At 47.4% G+C, this 23,382-nt stretch carries 17 protein-coding genes and 1 tRNA gene; 11 read left to right on the top strand and 7 right to left on the bottom strand.

Annotated elements, in window-relative coordinates:
- Window positions 1–92: 92 nt before the first annotated feature.
- The 3 genes from AYK67_RS15680 to AYK67_RS15670 form a co-directional block, all read right to left on the bottom strand.
- Window positions 93–872 carry an HpcH/HpaI aldolase family protein gene (locus AYK67_RS15680; RefSeq protein WP_068089029.1) on the bottom strand — a complete coding sequence of 260 codons (780 nt, stop codon included), beginning with the start codon at window positions 870–872 and terminating at the stop codon, window positions 93–95.
- Between the two features lie 155 nt (window positions 873–1,027).
- The gene (locus tag AYK67_RS15675) at window positions 1,028–1,960 is read right to left on the bottom strand and encodes a 2-dehydropantoate 2-reductase (protein ID WP_068089026.1); all 933 of its coding nucleotides are present in this window, start codon (window positions 1,958–1,960) and stop codon (window positions 1,028–1,030) included.
- Window positions 1,961–2,206: 246 nt separating this feature from the next.
- A complete protein-coding gene (locus AYK67_RS15670; RefSeq protein ID WP_068089023.1) occupies window positions 2,207–3,235 on the bottom strand; it encodes a TRAP transporter substrate-binding protein in 1,029 nt (342 codons plus the stop codon).
- Window positions 3,236–3,611: 376 nt separating this feature from the next.
- Here AYK67_RS15670 and AYK67_RS15665 point away from each other — a divergent pair, with 376 nt between their 5' ends.
- Entirely contained in the window at window positions 3,612–4,652 is a 1,041-nt protein-coding gene (locus AYK67_RS15665; RefSeq protein WP_162265128.1) for an L-idonate 5-dehydrogenase, read from the top strand.
- 463 nt (window positions 4,653–5,115) lie between these two features.
- Here the strand turns inward: AYK67_RS15665 and AYK67_RS15660 are convergent, their stop codons facing one another.
- Window positions 5,116–6,150, bottom strand: coding sequence for an IS110 family RNA-guided transposase (locus AYK67_RS15660; protein ID WP_068089017.1), 1,035 nt, complete (start codon window positions 6,148–6,150; stop codon window positions 5,116–5,118).
- Between the two features lie 89 nt (window positions 6,151–6,239).
- Here AYK67_RS15660 and AYK67_RS15655 point away from each other — a divergent pair, with 89 nt between their 5' ends.
- The 10 genes from AYK67_RS15655 (at window position 6,240) to AYK67_RS15610 (ending at window position 17,938) form a co-directional block, all read left to right on the top strand.
- Window positions 6,240–6,485 (top strand): hypothetical protein, encoded by a 246-nt coding sequence (locus tag AYK67_RS15655; RefSeq protein WP_068089015.1) that lies wholly within the window; start codon window positions 6,240–6,242, stop codon window positions 6,483–6,485.
- Between the two features lie 593 nt (window positions 6,486–7,078).
- Window positions 7,079–7,339: a DUF4212 domain-containing protein gene (locus AYK67_RS15650; RefSeq protein WP_068089012.1), complete on the top strand. Its 261-nt coding sequence runs from the start codon at window positions 7,079–7,081 to the stop codon at window positions 7,337–7,339.
- A gap of 13 nt (window positions 7,340–7,352) precedes the next feature.
- Complete coding sequence (locus AYK67_RS15645) at window positions 7,353–9,140, top strand: sodium:solute symporter family protein (protein ID WP_068089010.1); 1,788 nt, start codon at window positions 7,353–7,355, stop codon at window positions 9,138–9,140.
- Window positions 9,141–9,239: 99 nt separating this feature from the next.
- A complete protein-coding gene (locus tag AYK67_RS15640; RefSeq protein WP_068089007.1) occupies window positions 9,240–11,069 on the top strand; it encodes a DUF294 nucleotidyltransferase-like domain-containing protein in 1,830 nt (609 codons plus the stop codon).
- 59 nt (window positions 11,070–11,128) lie between these two features.
- Complete coding sequence (locus tag AYK67_RS15635) at window positions 11,129–11,650, top strand: hypothetical protein (protein ID WP_068089005.1); 522 nt, start codon at window positions 11,129–11,131, stop codon at window positions 11,648–11,650.
- Window positions 11,650–13,062 (top strand): 3'-5' exonuclease, encoded by a 1,413-nt coding sequence (locus AYK67_RS15630; RefSeq protein WP_068089002.1) that lies wholly within the window; start codon window positions 11,650–11,652, stop codon window positions 13,060–13,062. The genes AYK67_RS15635 and AYK67_RS15630 overlap by 1 nt, the downstream gene beginning before the upstream one ends.
- Before the next feature lie 598 nt (window positions 13,063–13,660).
- Window positions 13,661–16,897 carry an autotransporter outer membrane beta-barrel domain-containing protein gene (locus AYK67_RS15625; protein WP_208976320.1) on the top strand — a complete coding sequence of 1,079 codons (3,237 nt, stop codon included), beginning with the start codon at window positions 13,661–13,663 and terminating at the stop codon, window positions 16,895–16,897.
- Between the two features lie 152 nt (window positions 16,898–17,049).
- A complete protein-coding gene (vapB, locus tag AYK67_RS15620) occupies window positions 17,050–17,280 on the top strand; it encodes a type II toxin-antitoxin system VapB family antitoxin (protein ID WP_068088999.1) in 231 nt (76 codons plus the stop codon).
- On the top strand, window positions 17,280–17,705 hold the full coding sequence (gene vapC, locus AYK67_RS15615) for a type II toxin-antitoxin system tRNA(fMet)-specific endonuclease VapC (RefSeq protein ID WP_068088995.1): 426 nt from the start codon (window positions 17,280–17,282) through the stop codon (window positions 17,703–17,705). Before vapB ends, vapC begins: the two co-directional genes overlap by 1 nt.
- 156 nt (window positions 17,706–17,861) lie before the next feature.
- Window positions 17,862–17,938, top strand: a tRNA-Met gene (locus tag AYK67_RS15610).
- A 127-nt stretch (window positions 17,939–18,065) separates the two neighbouring features.
- Here AYK67_RS15610 and AYK67_RS15605 read toward each other — a convergent pair.
- From AYK67_RS15605 to AYK67_RS15595, 3 genes are read right to left on the bottom strand one after another with little or no spacing between them, the layout of a single operon-like run.
- The gene (locus tag AYK67_RS15605; RefSeq protein WP_068088992.1) at window positions 18,066–21,032 is read right to left on the bottom strand and encodes a DEAD/DEAH box helicase; all 2,967 of its coding nucleotides are present in this window, start codon (window positions 21,030–21,032) and stop codon (window positions 18,066–18,068) included.
- Window positions 21,032–22,468, bottom strand: coding sequence for an EH signature domain-containing protein (locus AYK67_RS15600; RefSeq protein ID WP_068088987.1), 1,437 nt, complete (start codon window positions 22,466–22,468; stop codon window positions 21,032–21,034). Before AYK67_RS15600 ends, AYK67_RS15605 begins: the two co-directional genes overlap by 1 nt.
- Window positions 22,465–23,382 carry an OmpA/MotB family protein gene (locus tag AYK67_RS15595; protein WP_068088983.1) on the bottom strand — a complete coding sequence of 306 codons (918 nt, stop codon included), beginning with the start codon at window positions 23,380–23,382 and terminating at the stop codon, window positions 22,465–22,467. Before AYK67_RS15595 ends, AYK67_RS15600 begins: the two co-directional genes overlap by 4 nt.

Below are 23,382 nucleotides of genomic sequence, written 5' to 3'. Positions count from 1 at the left end.
GCCCCATTGATTTCTCATTGAGGCCTGTGGTTGGCTCACCTATTCAATTGATCAGCGCTAATTGTTAAATTGAATAGGCTGCTTGGAGGCATTTAGCGGCCGAATCTTTCGAGAGAAGCTCTCCACGAATTTTGCAGCGCATAAACATCGTTAGCCGCACCAACCAATTTACAGCCAGCATCGATAATTGTTTTCAGGTCCTTGTTACCAAATGGGTGACAAGCCAAAATTTTGCCGTGGGCTGCAGTAGCCGCACTAATCCGTTCAAAAGCAGCTTCAACAACCGGATCTGCTTCACCCGATACACCACAATCCAATGCAAAATCGTTGGTACCAAACAAGATGCCGTCAACACCATCTAGTGCGGCCAGCTCTTCAACAATATCCAAGCCCTTTTGGCTTTCGATCATGACCATCAGAAAACCGGTATCACGCCATTTTTCAACATAAGCTTTTGCGTTCATGCCATAATTGCCGCAACGAGAAATATATGCAGAAAGACCCCGTTTACCTTCAGGCGGGTATTTCATATCTTCAATTGCTTGCTTAACTTCTTCAACACTCTCAACATATGGTAATAACAGGCCAGAAGCCCCCATATCCAGAACGCGTTTGGTCAGGCCGGTAGAGCGTTCTGGCAAACGCACAAACGGCTTCATAGATGTGCCTTTCATGGCCATCATTTGCTTTTGAGCCGTTTCTAAAGAAATAACCGTATGCTCTAGATCAATAACCGCCATTGGAAAGCCCATCTCGGCGGCAATTTCCACACTTTCAACACAAGGCAAGTTAAACCAGCAACATGGAACAGCTTCTTCAGTCCCAAAAATTGCTTTAAATTTCTCCATTGGGCTGAGTTTTTTATTAGACATTATTTTTCCTCTTCTTGATTATTTAGCAATAATGCTAGTTTTATTATAATATTTGCTATCAACATCAGAATTTCATCACCAAATTACTATTGCTAGTCTCTGAGGCGCCATATTCGTAATGTTTATTCTATGTGTCGCTTAGTATTTGGCCGGATTTACTGATGACGTGCTTTGCGAAGCTCATAGGCTTCAAGGTGAATTTTTGCCAAACCAAACAACGGCAGATCAAGGCCAGCAGCACAGCCCTTGTAATAGAGATCACCAATAATGTGGTCATTCTCGATCTGACCACCTGCCTCAAGATCACGCAGCATAGAAGCCGTTAGTGCAGAGGACTGGTCTGTTTGTTGCTGTAGCACAGCTTTGTAGAAAGCAGTTTTCGGCGTGTACCCATAGGCGGAAGCTATGCTTGCGGCCTCTTTTGTAAGCTGCTCGATAAACTGGCGACCACCAACACTAGAGTTGATGCAGCCCAAAGGAGCGCGCATAAGGCACGTGGCAGCTGCAAGAACACTTAAGCTATAAGCTTTCTCCCACATTGAATAGTCCACATCATCTGTGGTTTTCATAATGATCTTGGCCTCTTTCATGGCCTCAACCAATTGTGCTGCAGCATTGGCGCTTTCGGGGGTACGCCCGCCAATAACATATTCATGTGCATCGTTTAGATGCTTTACCGTGCCATCGTCGGTCAAGGTTGTCGCGATACGACATAAACCACCCATGGTGCGGCTGCGCCCAAATACGCTTTCCAGCAAATCCATGTGGCTGAGGCCATTCAAAAATGGGATGACGTAATTAGATCCGTTAGAGGCTTTTTTCAGCAGCTCAATAAGGTCATCATTCAAATGATAAGCTTTGGTCGCCACAACAATAAAGTCAAATATTGTTAGATCGTCATCTTTCGTAACTGTATTTACATTTACTTGACCACCACCGTGAACACTTTCATAAACAAGACCATTACTGCGAAGTTGCTCAAGCCTTTTACCCCGCACAAGGAAGCTTACATCCAAGCCAACTTCTGCCATGCGTGCGCCCAGATAGCCGCCAACACCACCTGCACCTATGATCAGTATTTTTTTCATTATTCTTCCCTAGTTGTTTGTTATTTCAGCTTCTTGTGAACTAGAAATGACTCGCACCAGTAGTGTTAGGGTTGGTGCTGCTCAATAGCTTTCTCTAGCTTCAAACCTGCCGTATTTCTTGAGCCAACGCTCAAATCAGTTGTTAATCAGGGTTTTTTTGGGGCTAAGTGCCCATTTGAATGCACGGTGATGGATCAGCTATGATTTCCAGCCGCCATACTGCGGCTGGAACTTGCTTTCATTCGCTTAGTTTTGAGCTTTTTCTGCAGCTTCTACAGCAGATTTCATGCGAGCCCAGATGTCCTCACTAACGACATCTTTAAGGAGTTTAATTGCGTCTCCTTGTGTTTTGTCCCTAAACTTAACCTTTTCTTCGGCCGGAACATCAACCACTGTTACGCCTTTTTCTTCTAAATACTTACGATCAGAGGCTTCTTGCGCGGCTGATATGCGTCGATTGCTATCACGCATGTTTTTGGCAGCTTCATTAATAACTGCACGCAAATCCTCTGGCAGCGTATTAAGCCATTTTTCTGATACACCAATCAACAGGATTGAATACACATGGCCATCAAGGATAATGTACTTCTGAACCTCTTCCAACTTAGGAATACGGAAGGTTGAAAGTGAATTTTCCTGGCCATCCACAACGCCGGTTTGTAACCCTGTATAGAGGTCAGCCCATGGAATTGGGGTTGGGTTAGCGCCAAGTGAGCGTACAATTTGCATATGAAGGCGGTTGTTCACTGTCCGTATTTTCAGGCCTTTCATATCATCCACGGTCTTCATTAGCCTATTGGATGAGTAGTGGCGATAACCACCATTTTCCAGCCATGGAAGCGGTCTGATTCCCGAAGTCTCGGCTATGCGGTCAGATAGCATCTGTCCTGCCGGACCATCAAGAACCTCGTGCGCGATACTACGGTTTTGAAAGAGGTAAGGAACTCCAAGCACTTGTACGTCTGGTGCAAAGGGTGCAATTTGACCATCACCAGTCATAATTGCTTCCACAATGCCTTCTCTAACCATGTTAACTACGGCACCGGCCTTACCCAACTGGTCGTTCCAGTAAATTGTAACATCAATTCGACCATTGGACTTTTCTTCAATCTCTTTAGCATATGCCATGAGAGGTGTTGTTGAATAGTGTACTTCACCAGGGCCTGGCATTGGATCCGGAACAGCAATTTTCATTGTAAACTCTGCCGCTAAGGCACTTGTTGACAACTGAATAGCGAATGCTGCGGCGGCTGCGTATTTAAGATATCTTGGCACTTTTCACTCCCATGAAGAACCATTTTTATTATTTAATTTCACAACAAAGACCGGCGTTTTTTTTATTTAGAGCTACCGACCTTATGCGCTGTGATATCTTCCTTACATCGACATATTGCTTTAGTTTAATGATAACTGTCAATCAAAAAACATAATTATCGACAAAATTTGGCGTGAATAATTAGATATATTTTTTACTAACTACGAAATTGGTATTCAATATAAAATAAGTATGTCCCATGTAACAAAATTAAAGCTAGTTGATTTACATCTTATTGGTCTATATACTACCATACTAACAATCAATAAACGTGCAATGGTATCGCCAAAGATCGCACAAGCGCGGCGCATTACCGCTCAACGAAAAGAGAAAACAATGTCACAGCAAAATTCAGGCTTCATTATTAAGAGCGCCGATAAAAAGGGAATTGCCAACATTGAAATGCCAATGCTTGGTAAACAAGATGTTCTTATAAAGATGGCCGCTGTTGGCATTTGCGGGTCTGATATCCATTATTATAAGGAGGGTGCTTGCGGTGCCTTCGCCATTCAACAGCCCTTTACTCCGGGCCATGAAGCTTGCGGCTATGTAGAAGCACTTGGTGGTGATGTAATAGGCCTCGCACGAGGCGATCTGGTGGCGATCAACCCTTCACGCCCTTGTGGCTCTTGTTCCCACTGCGTTAACGGTGAGGCGCACCTTTGCCTCAATAACGGCTTTATGGGCTCGGCAAGCCGCTTTCCGCACTCGCAAGGTATGATGCGACGTTATTTTAGTGTTGGGGCTTTTCAATGCACCAAAGTGGATAGTCAAGTACAGGTTGAGACACTTGCACTCATCGAGCCCTTTTCTGTTGCATTACATGCTGTGGCACAAGCTGGACCGCTGCTTGGCAAAACAGTTATGGTATCGGGTGGTGGCACCATAGGATTGCTCGTGGCACTGGGGGCACAAAAAGCCGGGGCACTCAAAGTTGTTCTTTCGGACCCAACCCCTCACGCGCGTAACATTGCTAAAAGATTAGGTATCGACGCACAGCTCGATAGTTTTTTATCTTTAGAAAGCAAGCAAGAAGCGCTTGGCCATATTGATGTTTGCTTCGAGGCAGCAGGTGTTGAGGCCTCACTGGCAGATTGTATTGAACTGGTCGCACGCCGTGGTTCCATTGTGCAGGTGGGCACGCTACCGCAAATGCAAGGTAGAGCCAATATCAACGCCATCATGACCAAGGAGCTGAGCTATAAAGGCTCAATGCGCTTTGACAAAGAGTTTGCGACCGCGCTGGATTGGGTTGTTAATAGGAAAGTTGACCTCTCGCCTTTAGTTTCTAAGATCGTGCCGTTGCAAAAGGCCCAAGAGGGTTTCGAGGCCGCATTAGCTTCAAATGTTACAAAAGTAATTGTGACTGCAGAATAGTTCGTAATAATTATGTAACTACCTTCTCATTGAGAATGAATTATCAAAAGTTCTGTAGGGTGATAGCAAAAGCTGCACCCTACAATTTATTTCATTTCTAAAACCAATTTAGTTGATAATAGCGTCAGGTTTCATGCTTGAGAATAGAGTATGCAACCAATAGCAAATGGTGTTGTCGAAAAAACTACCGTGCAAGAGTGATTAACTTGTAACTTATCTATTACCAAATCTAGGACTAGCTACAAGCACCAGTATTCTCCACATCAGATTATCGATCGCGTGGATCGCTTCCTCCTCCGCCTTTCAATAAACCTGCGAGAGTTGGAAGAGATGCTGATGGAACGTGGAAATTTGATCTCATATATTGCCCTATCGGAAGGTTTCTGCGTAGAGCCACGTTAAGAAGTGGTGTTACGCGAACGTGCTGATTTTCCCCGATCTCGTTGACCTTATGTTCAGCGGTCTAGCGATTTTGCGTTCTGCCGCGCCAGAGTGCCAGTCGAAATCGCCCGAAAGAATGATGTGCTCCCATCCGCGCAATTTTGTTCGCCAGGGCAACAGCAGCCACCATAGGCGCTTTCCTTGCCAATATTTCTTCAAGCCACGGATGGCGGGGCGCCCCTTTCTTACGTGCCCACCATATAACAGTCGTTGCTCCAATAATCAGAAGTCTGCGGATATCGCGCTGACCCGCTTTAGATGTTTTACCAAGCCGCTGTTTGCCTCCTGTTGAATGTTGTTTGGGAACCAGACCAAGCCAAGCTGCAAAATCCCGCCCGCGTTTGAAAATCGTCAAGGCCGGGGCAAAAGCCTGAATGGCAATCGCAGTGATCGGACCCAGTCCAGGGATGGTTTGCAAGAGCTTTGCCTCGTCGCTGTTTTTGGCCAAAGTTTGGAGTTTTTTCTCCAGCTCCTTGATCTTTTGAGTATGTCCCGCAATTTGCTCAAAATACAGATCAGCCATATCGTGAACAATCTCCGGTATCTGTTCGGAAGCATCTTCAAGGCGTTGTCTTAACTTCTCCAGATGGACAGCACCATTAGCTACAACCAACCCATGCTCTGCCAGGTGCGCTCGCACCGCGTTGATCATCTGCGTGCGCTGACGCACCAGAAGCTCGCGGGTGCGAAACACCATTGACTGGCTTTGTTGAGCCTCGCTTTTCACTTCCACAAACCGCATGGTTGGACGGGCGGCGGCCTCGGCGATCGCGAAAGCGTCATTGGCGTCATTTTTATGTCGCTTAACAAAAGGTTTGACATAGATTGGCGCGATCAACCGCACTTCGTGACCGAGCTCGCGAATTTCCCTACTCCAGTAATGCGAGCTTGCACAGGCTTCCATGGCAACAATGCAAGAAGGGAAACGGCTAAGAAAACTCAAAAACCTCGTCCGGGACACCTTCTTTGAAAAGACCGTCGCTCCATCCGCACCGGATCCATGCAGTTGAAAGACGTTTTTCGACAGATCTACGCCAATAATTGCAACTTCCATCATCAATCCCCCTATTACCCGCTGGTGCTCAACTCTGCACAGTATTGCAGAAATGCGCCGGGTGAGGCATCCATTCCATCACAACCCTGTATATGGAACAGGGAAGCCTAAACCTACGTCTGCCGCAGGGGCGCAACCTGCAAGGTGAAGTTAATTTTGCTGAAAAGCATGTCGATTTGGCCGATAGCGCCCGTCAATTCCAAGTTGGTTTTGAATACGCCTCACCAGTAACTCCAGCAACCAACTTCCACCTTGGCGGCGCATTAATGCTGAACGAGAGTGGCAAGCAAGGAAAAACTGGGGCAAAACTGTTAAGCTCAATTACACATAGGTTCTGATCGCGATCAGATCATAGTGAGGTTTATTAAATCAACGCGCTGTTGAATAAACTGAGTGGTGATGGCTTACCCGCCATCACCACTTTTCGTGTTAAATCTTATGCCCGCATAGGTTGCTTGCTGCAAATTAAGAGCTTTACGAAGCAATCTTTTAGCTTTGATAAGACGTTTAAGCCTGCTGGTTCCTTAGTGTATGCGGGCTTATACATAAGTATTTCCTACGTAAGTAGGCTTGTACAAGCTGTACAAGTCATATCACACTGCTCTTTGACACTAGTATATCTGAGGGCAAGACAGATGACACAAGACAATCAAATCGTTTTGGCGCGCATATCGCAGAAAAAGCTATTTGATATAGCCTTTTGTTTATCAGCAAGTCTTTCAAAGCATCTCTTGGCCTGTGCAAACGCGCGTTGAGCTTGCTCTAGCGTAATAAAGCATTGCGCTGGCTGGTTTGAGATTATTGAAAGGCGTAGCCCTCACAACTTCACGGCAGGCTGGGAGCGCTTGCCCCTTTGACTATTCATTCGTGCTCTTCGGTGCACGAATGTCAGGCAATAGTTTTAGTTGATCCGGGCTATATGGGAGGAAAAATGTCCGAAAAATCATCCAACAACGCTTATTGGTCTGCCAATATGCGCATTATTTCAATCAGCCTCATTATTTGGGCGCTGGTTTCGTTCGGCTTCGGTATTTTGATGCGTCCAATGCTTAGTGGCATTGCTGTCGGCGGTACCGACCTTGGCTTCTGGTTTGCCCAGCAAGGATCCATCATCGTCTTTCTAGCGATCATTTTTTTCTATGCTTGGTACATGAACCGCTTGGACCGTGAACACGGCGTTGATGAAGAATAAGGGCGTTTGAAATATGGATCAATTTACCATTAACCTGCTGTTTGTTGGTGCTTCATTTGCGCTTTACATCGGCATCGCAATTTGGGCTCGAGCGGGCTCTACCTCCGAGTTTTATGCGGCGGGTCGCGGCGTGCATCCTGTTACCAACGGTATGGCTACAGCCGCCGACTGGATGTCTGCAGCCTCCTTTATTTCCATGGCGGGCTTGATCGCCTTTACCGGCTATGACAACTCATCATTCCTGATGGGCTGGACCGGCGGTTACGTGCTGCTGGCATTGCTGCTTGCGCCTTATTTGCGTAAATTCGGCAAGTTCACCGTTTCCGAGTTTATCGGTGACCGCTTTTACAGCCAAACCGCACGCATTGTGGCCGTGATGTGTTTGATTGTGGCCTCTACCACATATGTTATCGGTCAGATGACCGGCGTGGGCGTGGCTTTCGGCCGCTTCCTGGAGGTTGATAACACAACCGGTTTGCTTATCGGTGCTTGTGTGGTGTTTGCCTATGCGGTGTTTGGCGGCATGAAAGGCGTTACCTACACGCAGGTTGCCCAGTACGTGGTGCTGATTACCGCTTACACCATTCCGGCAATCTTTATTTCCATGCAGCTTACCGGCAACCCTATTCCGGGTCTCGGCCTGTTTGGTGATCACGTTGCTTCTGGTGAACCTTTGCTAACAAAGCTTGACCAAATCGTGACCGAGCTGGGCTTTGCGTCTTACACCGAGAATCACCTTGATATCACAAATATGGTGTTGTTCACGCTCTCCTTGATGATTGGTACTGCTGGTCTGCCACACGTGATTATGCGCTTCTTCACTGTTCCTAAAGTGTCTGATGCGCGTTGGTCTGCCGGTTGGGCATTGGTATTTATTGCGCTGCTTTACATTACTGCGCCTGCAGTTGGTGCCATGGCACGCCTTAACATTACCGAGATGATGTGGCCAAACGGCGGCGTTCAGGGTGGTGCTGTAACTGTTGAGCAAATCCAGAATGATCCGAAGTATGACTGGATGGACACTTGGCAGCAAACCGGCTTGTTGAATTGGGAAGACAAGAACGGCGATGGCAAAATCCAGTACTACAACGATAAAAACGCCGACATGCAAACTATGGCCGCTGAAAAGGGCTGGAGTGGTAACGAGCTGACCAAGTTCAACCGCGATATCCTTGTGCTGGCCAACCCGGAAATTGCCAACCTGCCAGGTTGGGTGATTGGTCTGGTTGCAGCTGGTGGTTTGGCTGCGGCGCTGTCAACGGCTGCGGGTCTGCTATTGGCGATTTCCTCTGCGGTGAGCCACGACTTGATTAAAGGTGCTATTAAACCGACCATTTCGGAAAAAGGCGAGTTGATGTGGGCGCGTGTTGCCATGGCTGTGGCGATTATCGTTGCAACCTATTTGGGCCTTAATCCTCCTGGATTCGCGGCGCAAACGGTGGCACTGGCGTTTGGCCTCGCGGCGGCTTCTATCTTCCCGGCGCTGATGATGGGTATTTTCTCAACCCGCATCAACAATAGCGGTGCAGTATGGGGCATGCTGGCTGGTTTGACAGTCACCTTGATCTACATCTTCTTGCATAAAGGCTGGCTCTTCATTCCTGGAACCAACAGCTTCACAGATGCAGATCCGCTGCTGGGTACCATCAAGTCCACCTCGTTTGGTGCAGTTGGTGCAATGGTGAACTTTGCTGTTGCCTACATTGTGGCAAGCATGACCAAAGCAACACCTGAATCCATTAAGGACCTTGTTGAAAGTGTGCGTATTCCACGCGGTGCTGGTGTCGCACAAGACCACTAATAAAACTGCGGGGATGCTGCTTCGCATTCCCGCTGTATTCTAGCGTGTCCTGTCCGGCAAAACCGGGCAGGGCACTTCCTTCTCGGGGGAGGGGTTCCCATGTCGCTTAATCCTGCTGACATTCTTGGTTTTTTACAGTCGGTTCATCCATACGATACGCTTAAGCTTGCTGAATTAGAGGGCTTGGCCGCGCAAATCGAAACATGGGATGTGAGTGACAATGCTGATATCTACCAGCATGGGGCCGATTTGCCCGGTTTGTTTATTGTTTTCCGCGGAACTGTAGAGATTAGCGATGATAACGGCGCACTGCTCAGTCGCTTGGGACCGCGTAATTCCTTTGGTGAGCGTGGCCTGTTGCAAGACGGCAAGGCCGTAACGGCGGCCAAGGCCAGCGAGGCGGCAACACTGCTTGTTGTCCCGGCTTCTGTTTTCACCCAGCTCTTGCGCAATCACCCGACATTTGCCCGCTTTTTTGACCGTAGCTATAAAGCCCCTTCGCAAGGTAACGACCTTGCCGCAATTACCATTGACAGTTTGATGGCGGCCAACCCACTGACCTGTTCAGCACAAGACAGCGTCTTGAGTGCAGCGCAAAAGATGCGCGATTCGAAAGTTTCCTCGTTGTGTGTGACAGATACTGACGGTGCGCTGACAGGTATTCTCACCTTGCGCGACCTTACCTTCAAAGTGGTCGCCGAAGATATGGGGGCGCAAACATTGGTGGATGCGGTGATGACGCCTGGTCCACTGACCCTTGACCCCTCGGCCATTGGCTCGGATGTGCTGCATTTGATGATGGAAAAGCATATTGGCCATGTGCCGATTGTTGAGAGCGGTCGCTTGTTGGGCATTGTTACGCAAACCGATCTCACCCGCTTTCAAGCGGTTAGCTCGGCAGAGCTGGTCAGCCAGATTGCCAAGGCAAAGGATGCGCAAGAAATTGCACAGGCAACGGCGCGTATTCCGGGCCTATTGGTGCAATTGGTAGCTGGTGGAAGCCGCCATGAAATCGTCACCCGGTTGATTACCGATATTGCCGATGCCACCACCCGGCGCTTGCTGGCACTGGCTCACGAAGCACTGGGGCCAGCACCTGTACCCTACCTTTGGCTTGCCTGCGGCTCACAGGGGCGGCGCGAGCAAACTGGGGTGAGCGATCAGGATAATTGCTTGTTTTTGCATGATGATGTGAGCGAGGAACAAAGAGCCGGTTATTTTGCTCAGCTGGCGAAGTTTGTTTGTGATGGCCTGAATACGGCAGGTTATGTGTATTGTCCGGGGGATATGATGGCCACCAACGCGCGTTGGTGCCAGCCGCTCAGAGTTTGGAAAAGTTACTTTGAGGGCTGGATCGCCAAGCCCGATCCCATGGCGCAAATGCTTGCTTCAGTGATGTTTGACTTGCGACCAATTGGTGGCGATGAAACGCTTTTTGCCAATTTACAGGCGCATACCTTGCAAGCAGCCAGTAAGAACTCGATTTTTGTGGCGCATATGACCAGCAACTCGCTCAAGCATACGCCGCCGCTCAGCCTACTGCGCGGTTTGGCGACTATTCGCTCGGGAGAGCATAAAAACGCGCTGGATATGAAGCATAATGGTGTGGTGCCGGTGGTGGATTTGGCACGTATCTACACCTTGCAAGGGCAAATTACGGCAGTGAACACGCGGGCACGGCTAGAGGAAGCACGCGCCAGTGGCCAGCTCAGCAAATCCGGGGCAGGGGACTTGTTAGATGCCTATGATTTGATTGCTGAAACCCGCTTGCAGCATCAAGCCGCGCTGGTACGTCAGGGGATGGCACCCGATAATTTCCTGGAGCCGTCCACGCTTTCAGATTTTGAACGCTCACATCTACGTGATGCTTTTGTGGTGGTGAAAACAATGCAATCAGCTGTTGGCCAAGGCCGTGGTATGCTGAGCTAATGGAATAGTTTGGGTCACACCAGTTCGCAAATAAGACTGGCAGACCTTGGGAGAGAGAAATGTTTATCGAATTAATCGCCACCTTTGTTGCCGGTGTTGCGGGCGCTGGCCTTGTGTTTTTACTCAACCACCTTTTAAAGGGGCGGCTGCCGCGCTGGCTTGCACCTGTTGCGGCGGGGGTGGCCATGTTGCTGGCGACAATCTCCAGCGAATACGGTTGGTACTCGCGTACAAAAGCGAGCCTTCCTGAAGGGCTCGTGGTTGCCCAAACCATTGAGAGTCAAGCAATTTACCGGCCTTGGACCTATGTAAAGCCTTTTGTTGAGCGGTTTGTGGCCATCGACCAAGCAACTATTCAGCATCATTCAGCACAGCCGGACTTGCGCATTGCACAAGCTTACTTCTTTGGCCGGTGGGCGCCATTAAACAAGCTGCCAATCGCCACAGATTGCGCCAGCGGGCAACGGGCGGCGTTAAGTGATGCGATTACTTTTGAAAATGATGGCACAATAAAAGGCGTGGACTGGGTTAAAGCTCCGGCAAACGACCCGATAATTGAAGCGGTCTGCGGAGCAGGCTAATGATTGTTAAACTCGGCCTGCGTCTACGTATATTTCTTTTGTTTTCCGCGGTCGCTGTTGCAAGCCTTTGTATTGTTGGCGGTGCGCTATATGTTGGTTATACCAAAGCGCTTGCAGATGGTTTGCTGACCGGCTTTTTACAGGCAGGCATTATTGCCGGTTTCGGACTGTTAGCGGTAAGTGTTGTTATATGGCTGTTGTTCGACGAGAACGTGGCAAAACCCCTACAACACATTTCTTCGGCCATACGAACCCGTACCCATGCAGATGTTGATGTGGAAATTGACCTAGGGGCGGCGAAATACCTTGGCGATATTGCCCCTGCTGCCATAGCGGCAACAGGGCGTTTTTTTCAAATGCAAACGGGCAGTGAAAGCGCATCGGCTGATGATAAAGCAAGGATAAGGGAAGAGCGCTCACAGCTGGCGCTTTTGCTCTCGGAAATTCCGCTAGCTATTGTTTTACTTGGACCGAATTTTAAAATTTCGTTGTATGATGGTCAGGCGGCAACTGTCTTGGGGCTAGTTCATGTCCCGCGGCTGGCCGCATCGATATTTGATTATTTTGAAGAAGAGCAATTACGGCCTGCACTGATGACATTGGGTCCTCACAAAAGCGAAACAGTTGCGCAGGTTGCTGGTGTTGGTTGCGAGATGAGTTTTCAATTGCGGCTTAAAAAATTGGGCGATGCGGCGGGTTATATGATTTTAATCGATGAAGCCACAACCACATTGAAGCCCAGTGAATCCCGTGGGCTTATCTATGACTTTTCGGCATTACAAACCGGCACAGAAAAAGCGTTGTATCAGCGCCCGTTAAGAGAGCTGAGCTTTATGGTGTTTGATAGTGAAACCACAGGGTTGATGCCCAGCAAAGACGATATCGTGCAAATTGGTGCCGTACGTGTGGTGGGCGGGCGAATTATACCCGGTGAAGAACTGGATTTACTGGTTAATCCGGGGCGTCCTATTCCGCCATCCTCTACCAAAGTGCATGGTATTAGCGACCTGATGGTTATTGGAGCGCCCGATTGTGTTACGGCCACGAGCTTGCTGCATGGTTTTGCCCGCGATGCGGTGATTGTTGCGCATAATGCACCTTTTGATATGGCTTTCGTGAACCGCTACGCCAAGATTTCCGGCGATCAATGGGACCATCCCATTTTAGATAGTGTTTTGCTATCGGCTGTGGTTTTCGGGGCAGAGCAAGAACATACGCTGGATGCCCTTTGCCAACGCTTGGGCATTACTATCGCCGAAGAGGTACGCCATACTGCTTTGGGCGATGCGCTGGCGACTGGTGAAGCACTATGCAAGCTTTTGCCTATTTTGCAATCTCGCGGTTATGACACACTCGAAAAAGTTATTGAACAAACCCGCAAGTATGGCCGCCTTTTAAAAGATATGAACTAGAGCGTAATCCCGAAAAGTGCTAGCGGTTTTCGGGTAAGAATATGCGCCAAAATAAGAAGTTAAAGCAGTTTGAGTGCTTAAATGTAATAGCAAGCTGCTTTAACTTCTTTAAGGGGAGATATCATAGTGTGCGGTTTTTCGGTGCAGTGCGCATAACTATGCGCTCTGCCAGTGTCTTTTGCCCTTGGCAATTACCAACAGACAGTGCCTTGGCTTAAGGCTCTGTATTTATTCTTAAAAAGCGATAGTCAGTCTTCATTTCATACTAAAGTATTAATTAGATTCATCATGTATCGTTGTTAAATTACTTAACGTAATGTAGCGTACATAAATATGATTATGTACCGCGGAGCAGTTTTTAAAACACAAAATTTCAATCCCACAAAATTGAGCTGCTTTTAAGAATAACGAGGTATTTATGCCTAAGAAGAATAATAGATTATGTTTAATCAAAAAGGCAAAACTTCTTAACTCAACGTCGATTATCTATTTGTTAATTCTAGCTTTTTTAGGAATTACGGCGAATAGCCGTTTTGCGTTTGCCGAGGTTATTGATGGCAAAACAAAGCTTGTCGTTGATAGTTAGGGATAGACGCAGATGCAACGCTTGATCTTTGCATACAAAAACACACCAGCCTTAGTTTCCCATAGGCTTGCCATGTTAATCATTGCAGGCGCGTTGACGGTAACTCCCCAGAATAGTCAGGCAGATGTTGTCTTTACCGGTAAAAAACGCGGCTCTTTTGGCGGTAGTTATATGACCATTGGTAACGGGGGGATTGGCACGCTCACAGTTTCTGGCGTGGATGAACATGGCGTCAGAGAAAATAAAACGATTGTCGGCGATTTGAATCTTGGCTACCGTAGTTCTGTTGGTAGCGGTATCGCCCGCGGTGAGCTATACGTGCTTGACGGTGCGCGCTTGACTGTGAACAAAAGTATTCGTGCTAGCGATTACATCGATGGCCGTCCAGCAGCGAAGGAAGGAGCCCAAATACTGGTTTCCGGCGAAGGGTCTATACTATCAACTTTAAGTCAGCTGAGTTTCTATTATGGAAACAGCTCACTCACCGTTGCGAATGGCGGTACTTTTTCTGCGCCCTATTGGATCAGATTTGGAGATAATCGAAACGCCCGGTTTGCCGTCAATATTGGCGCTGCGAAAGGTGAAGCTGCGCAGGCCCCGGGCATACTGGATATTCCAAGCATCTATTTTCGGTATGCCAAGAGCGAGCTGAATTTCAATCACACGGATGATGCTTATATTTTCGATGTCGACATCGGATCGGTACTAGCCAGTGAGGGACCTAACCACACAATCAATCAAATAGCGGGCACAACGATTTGGACCGGCGGTGTGGGTGAATTCTATGGTGGGGCCAATAGTTTTGCTGGTACGACGAATATCACTGGTGGTGCGCTGATCGTTAATGGCGAGCTGCCTGGGCAAATCAAGTTGACGGGCGGAACACTTGGGGGCACAGGCACTGTCGGCAATGTCGAGGCGACAGATGGTACGCTCTCTCCAGGCTTCAACGGGAGCGGCACTTTGAAGATCGGCGGCAACCTTGTATTGGGCGAAAGCACGAAGCTCGCTTTTGGCCTTGGCGCACCCGATGGCACAGCAGGCGTGAACAGCGACCTCATCACCGTTGGCGGCAATCTGACGTTGGATGGCACACTTGATGTAAGCGATACTGACGCGTTTGGTGCAGGTGTTTATTCATTAATCACCTATGGCGGCGCCCTTACAGATAACGGTCTTACAATCGGGCTTTCCCCGGTTGGCTACGACTATGTTCTGAGCACCACTGTAACGCCCGGTACAGTGTCGCTATTGGCCTCGACGCAGGATTTATTGTTTTGGAACGGCACCTCGGCTGCCAACGGCACCGTGCATGGCGGCGCAGGCACATGGAATACGACAAGCAAGAATTGGACCAATTCCGCCAGCTTCGAAAATCTGGACTATGACCCTAACAGCTCTCTTGTTTTTCAAGGCACTGGAGGGACTGTCACTGTGGATAGCGTCGGTGTCTCGGTTTCATCAGGTCTACAGTTTGCCGCAGATGGCTATCAGGTCAAAGGTGGCGATCTTAAGCTCAACGGCGCGACCTCGGTCCGTGTTGGTGATGGTACAAATACTGGTGCAAACTTCTCTGCGACCATCGCCTCTGACATAAAAGGAGCAGGCTCTCTAAATAAAACCGACTTGGGCACACTTATTCTCGAGGGCAACAATAGCTATTCAGGCGGCACAACTCTGTCAGCAGGTAAACTGCTTGTTAATGGCTCCAATGGTGATGTGACCGTCAATGGCGGTAGCATTGGCGGCTCGGGGACTATTGGGGCTGTCGATGTTAATGCAGGTGCTGTGGTTGCGCCTGGAAACTCCATCGGGACATTGAACGCGACTTCTCTTGTTTTCAATAGTCTCTCAACCTATGAGGTGGAGTTGAACGATGGCGGCAACGCGGCGGGCATCAACAATGATCTGCTTGCCGCCAGCGGTGCGGTGACAATCAATGGTGGCACGGTGCATGTTAAGCCGGAGAATGGAACCGACGACGGGTCAACCTATGCCGCCGACACGCGCTATACGATTATAAACGCAGCTGGGGGTGGGTCAGGTACATTTGACGGACCCGCGCCAACTGATGAATTCGCCTTTCTTGACTTCGAGCTTTCTTATGATGCCAACAGCGTTTTTCTAAATTCCAAAATGGCATCCAGCACATTCTGTGTTGGGGGCATGAGCGCAAATCAGTGCGCGACAGGTGAAGGTGCATTCTCCCTTGGCAGCGGAGGTTTGTTCAATTCAGTCTTGAACCTGTCCAATTCAGATGCACCAGGAGCCCTTGATCAGCTTTCAGGCGAAGCCCACGCCTCAATAAAGACGGCTCTAATTGAAGATAGCCGTTTTGCACGAGATGCAGCGCTTGGTCGTTTGCGTTTTGCAATGGACGACACTGACGTCGCTGAGCATGAACAAACAGAAAAAACTATTGGCGATAACTTTACTGCTTGGGGGCAGGGGTTCGGTTCTTGGGCGAATTGGTCTGCTAATGAAAATAGTGCGGCGCTTGATCGCTCAATTCATGGTTTTTTTATGGGCGGGGATAGTCGTATAGGCGAAAATGGCCGTCTGGGATTTTTTGTGGGTCATGATAACGCCAGTTTGAAGGTTGGCGAGAGAGCGTCATCCGCAAGCACAGAGACAGTACAAATTGGTGCTTACGCTGGTACAAAACTGGGCGCATTAGGGCTACGCGCGGGTGTGAGTTACGCATTGCACGATATTGATACAAATCGCGCGGTTGCTTTTGGCAGTTTTTCCAATGATCTAGCGAGCTCTTATCAATCGCAAACCGCCCAGATATTTGGCGAAGTCGGCTATGGTCTTCGTTACGGCTCAACCACTATGGAGCCTTTTGTAAACGTCGCGCATGTTAATTTGTCCTCGAACGCATATGAGGAAACCGGTGGCTCTGCCGCGCTTTTAGCCCACGCTCAGGCTATGGACACAACCTTTACGTCTGTTGGTTTTCGGCTACAAACAATGGCAAATTTGGGAGGTTTTACCGCAGGTTTAAAAGCAGATGCCGCTTGGCAGCATGCATTTAACGACATTACACCTGTAACCAGCCAGTCCTTTGCCGGGGGCGATGAATTTTCTGTTACAGGAGCACCGGTGAGCAAAGACGCCCTATTGCTCAATGTAGGGGCTAAAGTGGATTTGTCAAAGAACGTTGCAATCGATGTTTCCTACAATGGCAGCTATGCCGCCGGTTTCACAGACCAAGGGGTCAAAGCCAAACTTGCAATGCGGTTTTGAGCCGGTTTCATGGCCAATTATTGGCGGGGAGACGATATGGTGCCTGAGTGCAAGAAGTGTATATCCACTTGACATATCCCGAGATGCGGCGTATTTTGTATATACAATAAGGATATATAAATATCGACAATATGCGGCAAAAGGAGGGTGTTATGTTTGAAGGTGCAATTTTCAAATCCAATCGCTCTCAGGCTGTTCGTTTACCAAAGGCGGCAGCCTTACCTGACACAGTGAAGCGTGTTGAAATCGTGGCTATTGGTAATACACGTATAATCACGCCGGTTGGTGAAAGCTGGGCAGCATGGTTTGATGGCCCCTCGGTGAGCGATGATTGTATGGAGAATAGAGAGCAGCCCCAAATGCAGGAGCGTGAGGATTTTTAATGCTCAAATACCTGTTGGATACCAACATTTGCATTTATACAATCAAAAATCGCCCGCAAAGTGTGCGTGAACAATTCGAACGGTACAGCCAATATTTAGCTATCTCCTCTATTACCCTTATGGAGCTGATATATGGGGCTGAGAAATCTGCACGTCCTGCCCAAAATCTAGAAATTATTGAGGGGTTTGCCGCCCGTTTGGCAGTGCTGGATTATGACAGTTTAGCGGCCGCGCAAACGGGACAAATCCGCGCCGAACTGGCAAAACAGGGGCGAACGATTGGCCCATTCGACGTTATGATTGCCGGGCATGCCCGCGCCAGCGGCCTTATTGTGGTAACCAATAACACCAAGGAGTTTGTCCGCGTGCCCGGCCTCAGGCTTGAGAATTGGGTGCAAGACCAAAACAGGGAAACTAATTCCTGACTTATTAACAGCTAGCCCCTTGTTCGAGCTAGTTTTTTCACAATTTTACAGTTTCCACAAAATCGCTAGTAAATCCGCTTGACGCCAACCGCTAAGCCCCTTATACACCCTCCTCACAGAGCGCGACACTCTCAAGTGTCATATAGCGCAACGGATGGCGGGGTAGCTCAGTTGGTTAGAGCAGCGGAATCATAATCCGCGTGTCGGGGGTTCAAGTCCCTCCCTCGCTACCATCCTCTCTTCAAATTAAGAAACGTAAGGCACCATTTGGTGTCTTTTTTGCTTTCCAGATGCCTAGTCAATCTTCTCAAGTCATTTTCTGGTATCAAACACATTAGTTTTGCTGTGATTTTTATTGAGTTAATTGTTTTTTATGACCTGACTATATAGCGCTTCCGAATCTCCCTCGCAAACCGGCGGGGCAAGCATATTTTGCGAAAGATTCCTCTTTTTCTTCAAAAGTTCATCGAGGCGGATATCAAAGGAAGCCTGGCCATAAGTGGGGTGGACTGCCATTGGCACATGTATGGTGACGTCTTTCTTCTGTCCAATCCGATAGGTACGGTCGTTGCACTGGTCTTCAACGGCTGGATTCCACCAGCGGCTTAGATGAATAACATGATTAGCCGCCGTTATTGTTAAACCAATGCCCGCAGCTTTAGGTGATAAAATCATAACGGCAAAACCTTTAGGCAAATTTTGGAAAGCATCAACGTGTTCTTGCCGCTTCAAACCTGTCATCTCACCATTAATGATAACCGGAGGCGCCGCAAAACAAAAATGCTCGGCCAATGCTGTCGAGAGGCTCTGCTGAATGATTCTATCTTCTAGAAAAACGAGTGCTTTTTCGCCTTTACTCTCAATTTCCTCAAGAATTTGAATGGTTTTCGCAAGGCGGGCTGAAGCCTTTATCCACTCTTCTCGTTGCTTTTTATCGTAGAGATCAGATTGAGAATGACCGTTGGGATGTAAGGAAATACTACGCATTTCATGTAGGGTTTGTAAAATAAATCTTGGACTAGCGTCGCTGGATTTTGCCTTTTGAATGATGCCATCATAAGCACGGGCTTGCTCTGTACTCATGTTAATTTTGTAGGACTTAATATCTTTATTCGGTAAATCAGTGGAGATTTGCTCCTTCATACGCCTTAACATAATTGGTGGAGCGTTGCCTTGTGGTTCATCAAGTTTGGACTTCAAGGCATTGAGAGACTCAGCATTTTCATCGCCATAGGTTTTTGAAAAGCTTTTTAAATCCTCCAAATAACCGGGGGCAATCCTATCCATAATACACCATAGGTCCTCAATACGGTTTTCAATTGGTGTTCCAGTCATCCCAACGACGAAATCAATATTGACTGTTTTTGCCGCATGAGAGTTGATTGAATCTGGAGATTTTATTTTCTGGATCTCATCAAATATCCCTATAGAAAAAGCAATTCGGGCAAAGGATTGGTGGTATAAAGCCAGTGTATCATATGTCGTTAGTACCCACTCTGCTTCGCGTAATTGCTCAATATGGAGCAAATCCTCGCCCTTTGTAATATCACATTGTTTTCTTTTTAAACTCTTCAGCCCTTTACCGTAGACCTCACAGCATTGGCCTAGTGTATCGGGAAGCAAATGTATTTCAGCCTCTTTTCGCCAATTGGCAAGTAGTGCTGTAGGCGCAACAATAAGTATTGGCCCTTTCAAGGCACGGAACGAGTTGTTGGCTCCGAGTTTATTTTGGCGTATCCATGCCAAGAAGGCCAAAGCTTGAAAGGTTTTACCAACCCCCATATCATCAGCAAGTAAAACGCCCGGCCAGCCCTCTTTCCAAGCACGGCATACCCAGTCGAAACCAACCATTTGATGGCTCTTTGGTATTGTACCGTTGATATAATCGTTTGGAAACTCAATCGGGAATATGTGGCTGCGCTTAGAAAAATTCGCTGTATAATCATTCGATTCCAAATTTTCCTGAATGAGTAGGACAGCAGCCTCTTTCTTTTCGTCAGGTTCAAGTTGCACTGACTGTTCTTTTTGCTCTATATCACCGAGTTCTACTATGGTTTGAGGCGAGAGGTTCTCTAGGCACTTCTCTACGTCAGCACACTTGAAGCTTTCTCCTTGGAACTGAACGACATCAAGGTCATTCTCTTTAGCTTGCTCAAAGCTGATACGTAGATTTTCTATAGTTTCCGGAGTTGCCTCTTTTGTCTTTGTACCAATGGTGAAGTAAAACCGTTCGGGTAACCATTGAGTAGACTTGCGAGACAGCCAAGGCAAATTAGGCTTTTCCCAAAGTCCTAATCCCTGAATTCTTTCTGAGTATTGTTCTGTTTCAACGAATATTTCCTGAGCTAGAGAATCGCCCTCAGAACCTAATGCCTGCGATAACACAGTTCTAGGATTGCGTAAGAACTCGCGTCGCCCCGCTAGCGGCAGTGTACGGGCGCTTTTGACGATGTCTATTGCGGTTTGTAAAGGCTTTTCGATTAATAAGTAGGCTCCCTTCTCCAGTACCATAGCAGGCGGTGTTTGACCGCGAAGCTGCGAAAACTGGCTATCAAACTTGTCTTGCAGTAGTGGTGGCAACAGATTGGTAGCTTCTTCATTCTCATGATAATTGGCACTGTCTAATTCAGAGGTGTTCGGTCCATCATCAGTTTCCAGTAGTTCAGCCGGCGCTCCTTTGGGCAGCATCACGGGAATAAAGTCAGGTCCGTTTTGTGTCTCCCTAACATCCAACGTAAGTGCACCAGCTTGATAAATTCGTAAGGAATTTAAATATTTATCTGCATCAACCCCGTGATCAAGTTCATTTAAGTATTGTTGCACCTGAGACCAGTAAGGAAGCCGATCTTCGAAGTTCTGTCCTGCACTCGCATTAAATTCACGTGCTGCATGTTGCAGCTCATACATGAATTTGGAAAGCCTGCGCCATTCTCCATTGCTTTGTAAAAATGGGCCTTTAAAATCTGGGGTAATTGTCCGTGAATTGCTGTCTTGCCACACAAGTATCAAGTTACTATCAGTGCTATCAACCCTGCCGTTCATGGATAGAGACAACGAAAGACCAGCTAAAGGAGGTATGCCTAATCGACTCAATTGATTATCCGGCAGTGAAAGCAGTGTTTTGGTGGGAATTAGTACGCCTTCCTCGTATTTTTCACCGGCCCCTTCAGCGAGCAAGTTCATTAGCAAGCGATAGGTAGGCTTCAGCGCTTTCGAAAGTGATCGATCCCAGTCAGCCAAGTTAATGGTTTTTTTTCTACCTAGAATTTTCGGCTTACATAGTTGAACAATCGCTCCCTGAGGGTGGGGGATACCTAAGAAGCCCATCAGTAACTCCTAACCTTGTATTCCCGTTCTTGTATGCGCGTATTGGTCATTGCTTTAATGCGCTCTGCAACGGCTTTCTGCCAACTGTAAGTTTGAGGTGAGCTGTGAATTTGCACAAAATGTTCTGGCGTATTAATGTTGCCCTGGCCGACATAATAACGGACTTCATCTGTATTATACCAATTTTTGTAGAGTTTCGGTGCTTTTCGAGCATCATAATTGCTCCAAATATTCACTTTTCCGTTATGGCTCCAGTCAGCAACAACGCCATTTCCAATTCTTAATAGGAGTACGGCGTGACTGCTTCTTGCTGCTTTTGAGCCACCTTTAAAAAAGCGCCCGAATTGAACTTCTTTTCCATAGTGGTTACGAGTTGCAGTTGCGCCATCATCTGCAAAAATGACCCAAGCCCCCTTAATTAAGTCTTTCTGGTAGACAGCCTCCCAAAAAGCACGTCTATATTGCCACATAGCTTTCTCAGAGGGTTCGTTGGTAATTCGATCAACAATGTCTAAAAATTGGCGTAAAGATTGCTTCGTTAACCATGATATTATTTCTTCTTTAAGAGGCCCCATCTTAACCCAACGCCCGGGATTGAGGCGAGGATCTTCGAACAAACCTATCAATGTATCTAGGAAGCTATCTTTTACCTCATCATCCGGTTTCTGCTGTGATTTCACGAATGGCTCAATAAGAGCTGTCGCAATCTCTACGTCTTGCCCCGCGAATAATTGGCTCTGACTTTCATCTAGTGCATATTGGCGTACAAGTTCAAGGCGTCTCAAGTGTTCATTGCTTGTGTCAGCAGACAGCGATTTGAGTATTGAGCTGGTCACCGCCTGAGAAAAACCGGAAAGGGCACTTTGATCTGAAAGTCCCAAGTCCCGCATAAGTTGAGGTACTGAATAATTTTGCTGTAAGGCAACTTGCGCGATACGCTTAGGACCATTGTCCCTATCATAAAGCGCGTAGTTCTCTTGTAACTGTTGCCAAGGTTGTCCTATTTGAATTGCTCCGATTTGTAACGCTTTTGAAACCGCTGTTAGGCCGGGTCTATCCTTTCGAAACTGTGAAAGATATACAGTTGCCAGTATTTTAAATAGACGTTTTTTACCTTGAGTTAGTATCGCTAGTATTTTTTGCAAAATGACGGGATCAGAAGAAAGTGCTGGCTTTGTTTCCCATAGGCACCAAGCTGCTTTCCGCAGCTGCTTTTTTGTTAAATCCCTGTCGTTACTGAGCGCTTCGATAATATCATATGATATTTTATTCAAGGTCGGAAGATCTGTCTTATCCTGCTGTGCCCATGTCTCTGATGGAAGTTGTTTTAGTTCCTGTCCCACAAAGGTTATTTCTGGCAAATTTAATTGTACAGTAGCATGTGTGAAGCTGCTGACCGTGTCGCTACAAATTTGTTTGAGAGATGTATTCGTCATTGTGCGCCAAGTGTCTTCTTGAGTACTTCAATTTCGCCTTGCATATCTCGGGTGAGTTTAAGAACTTTGTTCAATCGATCTGTAGGATCGACTTGCATAACAAAGCGAATATCAATGCGGCGATTGCGAAGAAGCGTTTGTGCTCGTGAAGCCCTATCAAGGCTGGCTTTCTCTGTGCCAGGTATGGGTCGGGTTGAAGCATAGCCTGAGACAGATAATATTTGCTTGCGGTCAGGATTCATCAAACTACGTAAAGTCGGCGCAGCAGTAAGTAATGCTCTATAGGTTGAAACAGCTCTTTCAGTAGAAAGTTGCCAATTGCGCTTGTCACCAGCTTCAGTGTCCGACCCCTGGCTATCTGTATGGCCTTCAATAAAAACAGTGTCAATTGCACCACCCGGCGGCAACTCTTTACAGCTTTCTACACCTCCCGTATTGATACAGCTTGTATAACTTGGCAAAACTTTTGCCAAAACACGCGAGACTTTTTCGACATTCTTTTTTGCAACCCGGTCCAGAATTGATTGATTGCTTGCAAAATGGATCGCGTTCTCTGTTAGGCGTAACACGCCATTTTCGGGATCTATTTGAACTTCCAGGCCAACAGCCTTCAATTCTTGTTCTATGTCGACAAGCAATTGAGTTCGCTTTTGTCGTGAGGCATTAAGCGCAGTTAAACGAACATCAATTTCATCTTGTAAATTGCTTAGCTTTTTAGTTACATCCTCAATACGCTCAAGTATTTCAGAAAGCTTAGTCTCTGAAGTATCCGTTTGTTCTTGAAACTGGAGCGCGAATACCATGAGCATAATGATAAAGATGAACAGGATACCAACCATCATATCAGTCATCGAGACAAAGTAGTTTTCACTTTCCTCTTCATGATCATACTGTGTTTCATCAAGGGCTAGCAT

Source organism: Polycladidibacter stylochi, from assembly GCF_001562055.1.
Lineage (GTDB): Bacteria > Pseudomonadota > Alphaproteobacteria > Rhizobiales > Stappiaceae > Pseudovibrio > Pseudovibrio stylochi.
This window is presented reverse-complemented; position numbering and strand designations above follow the sequence as displayed.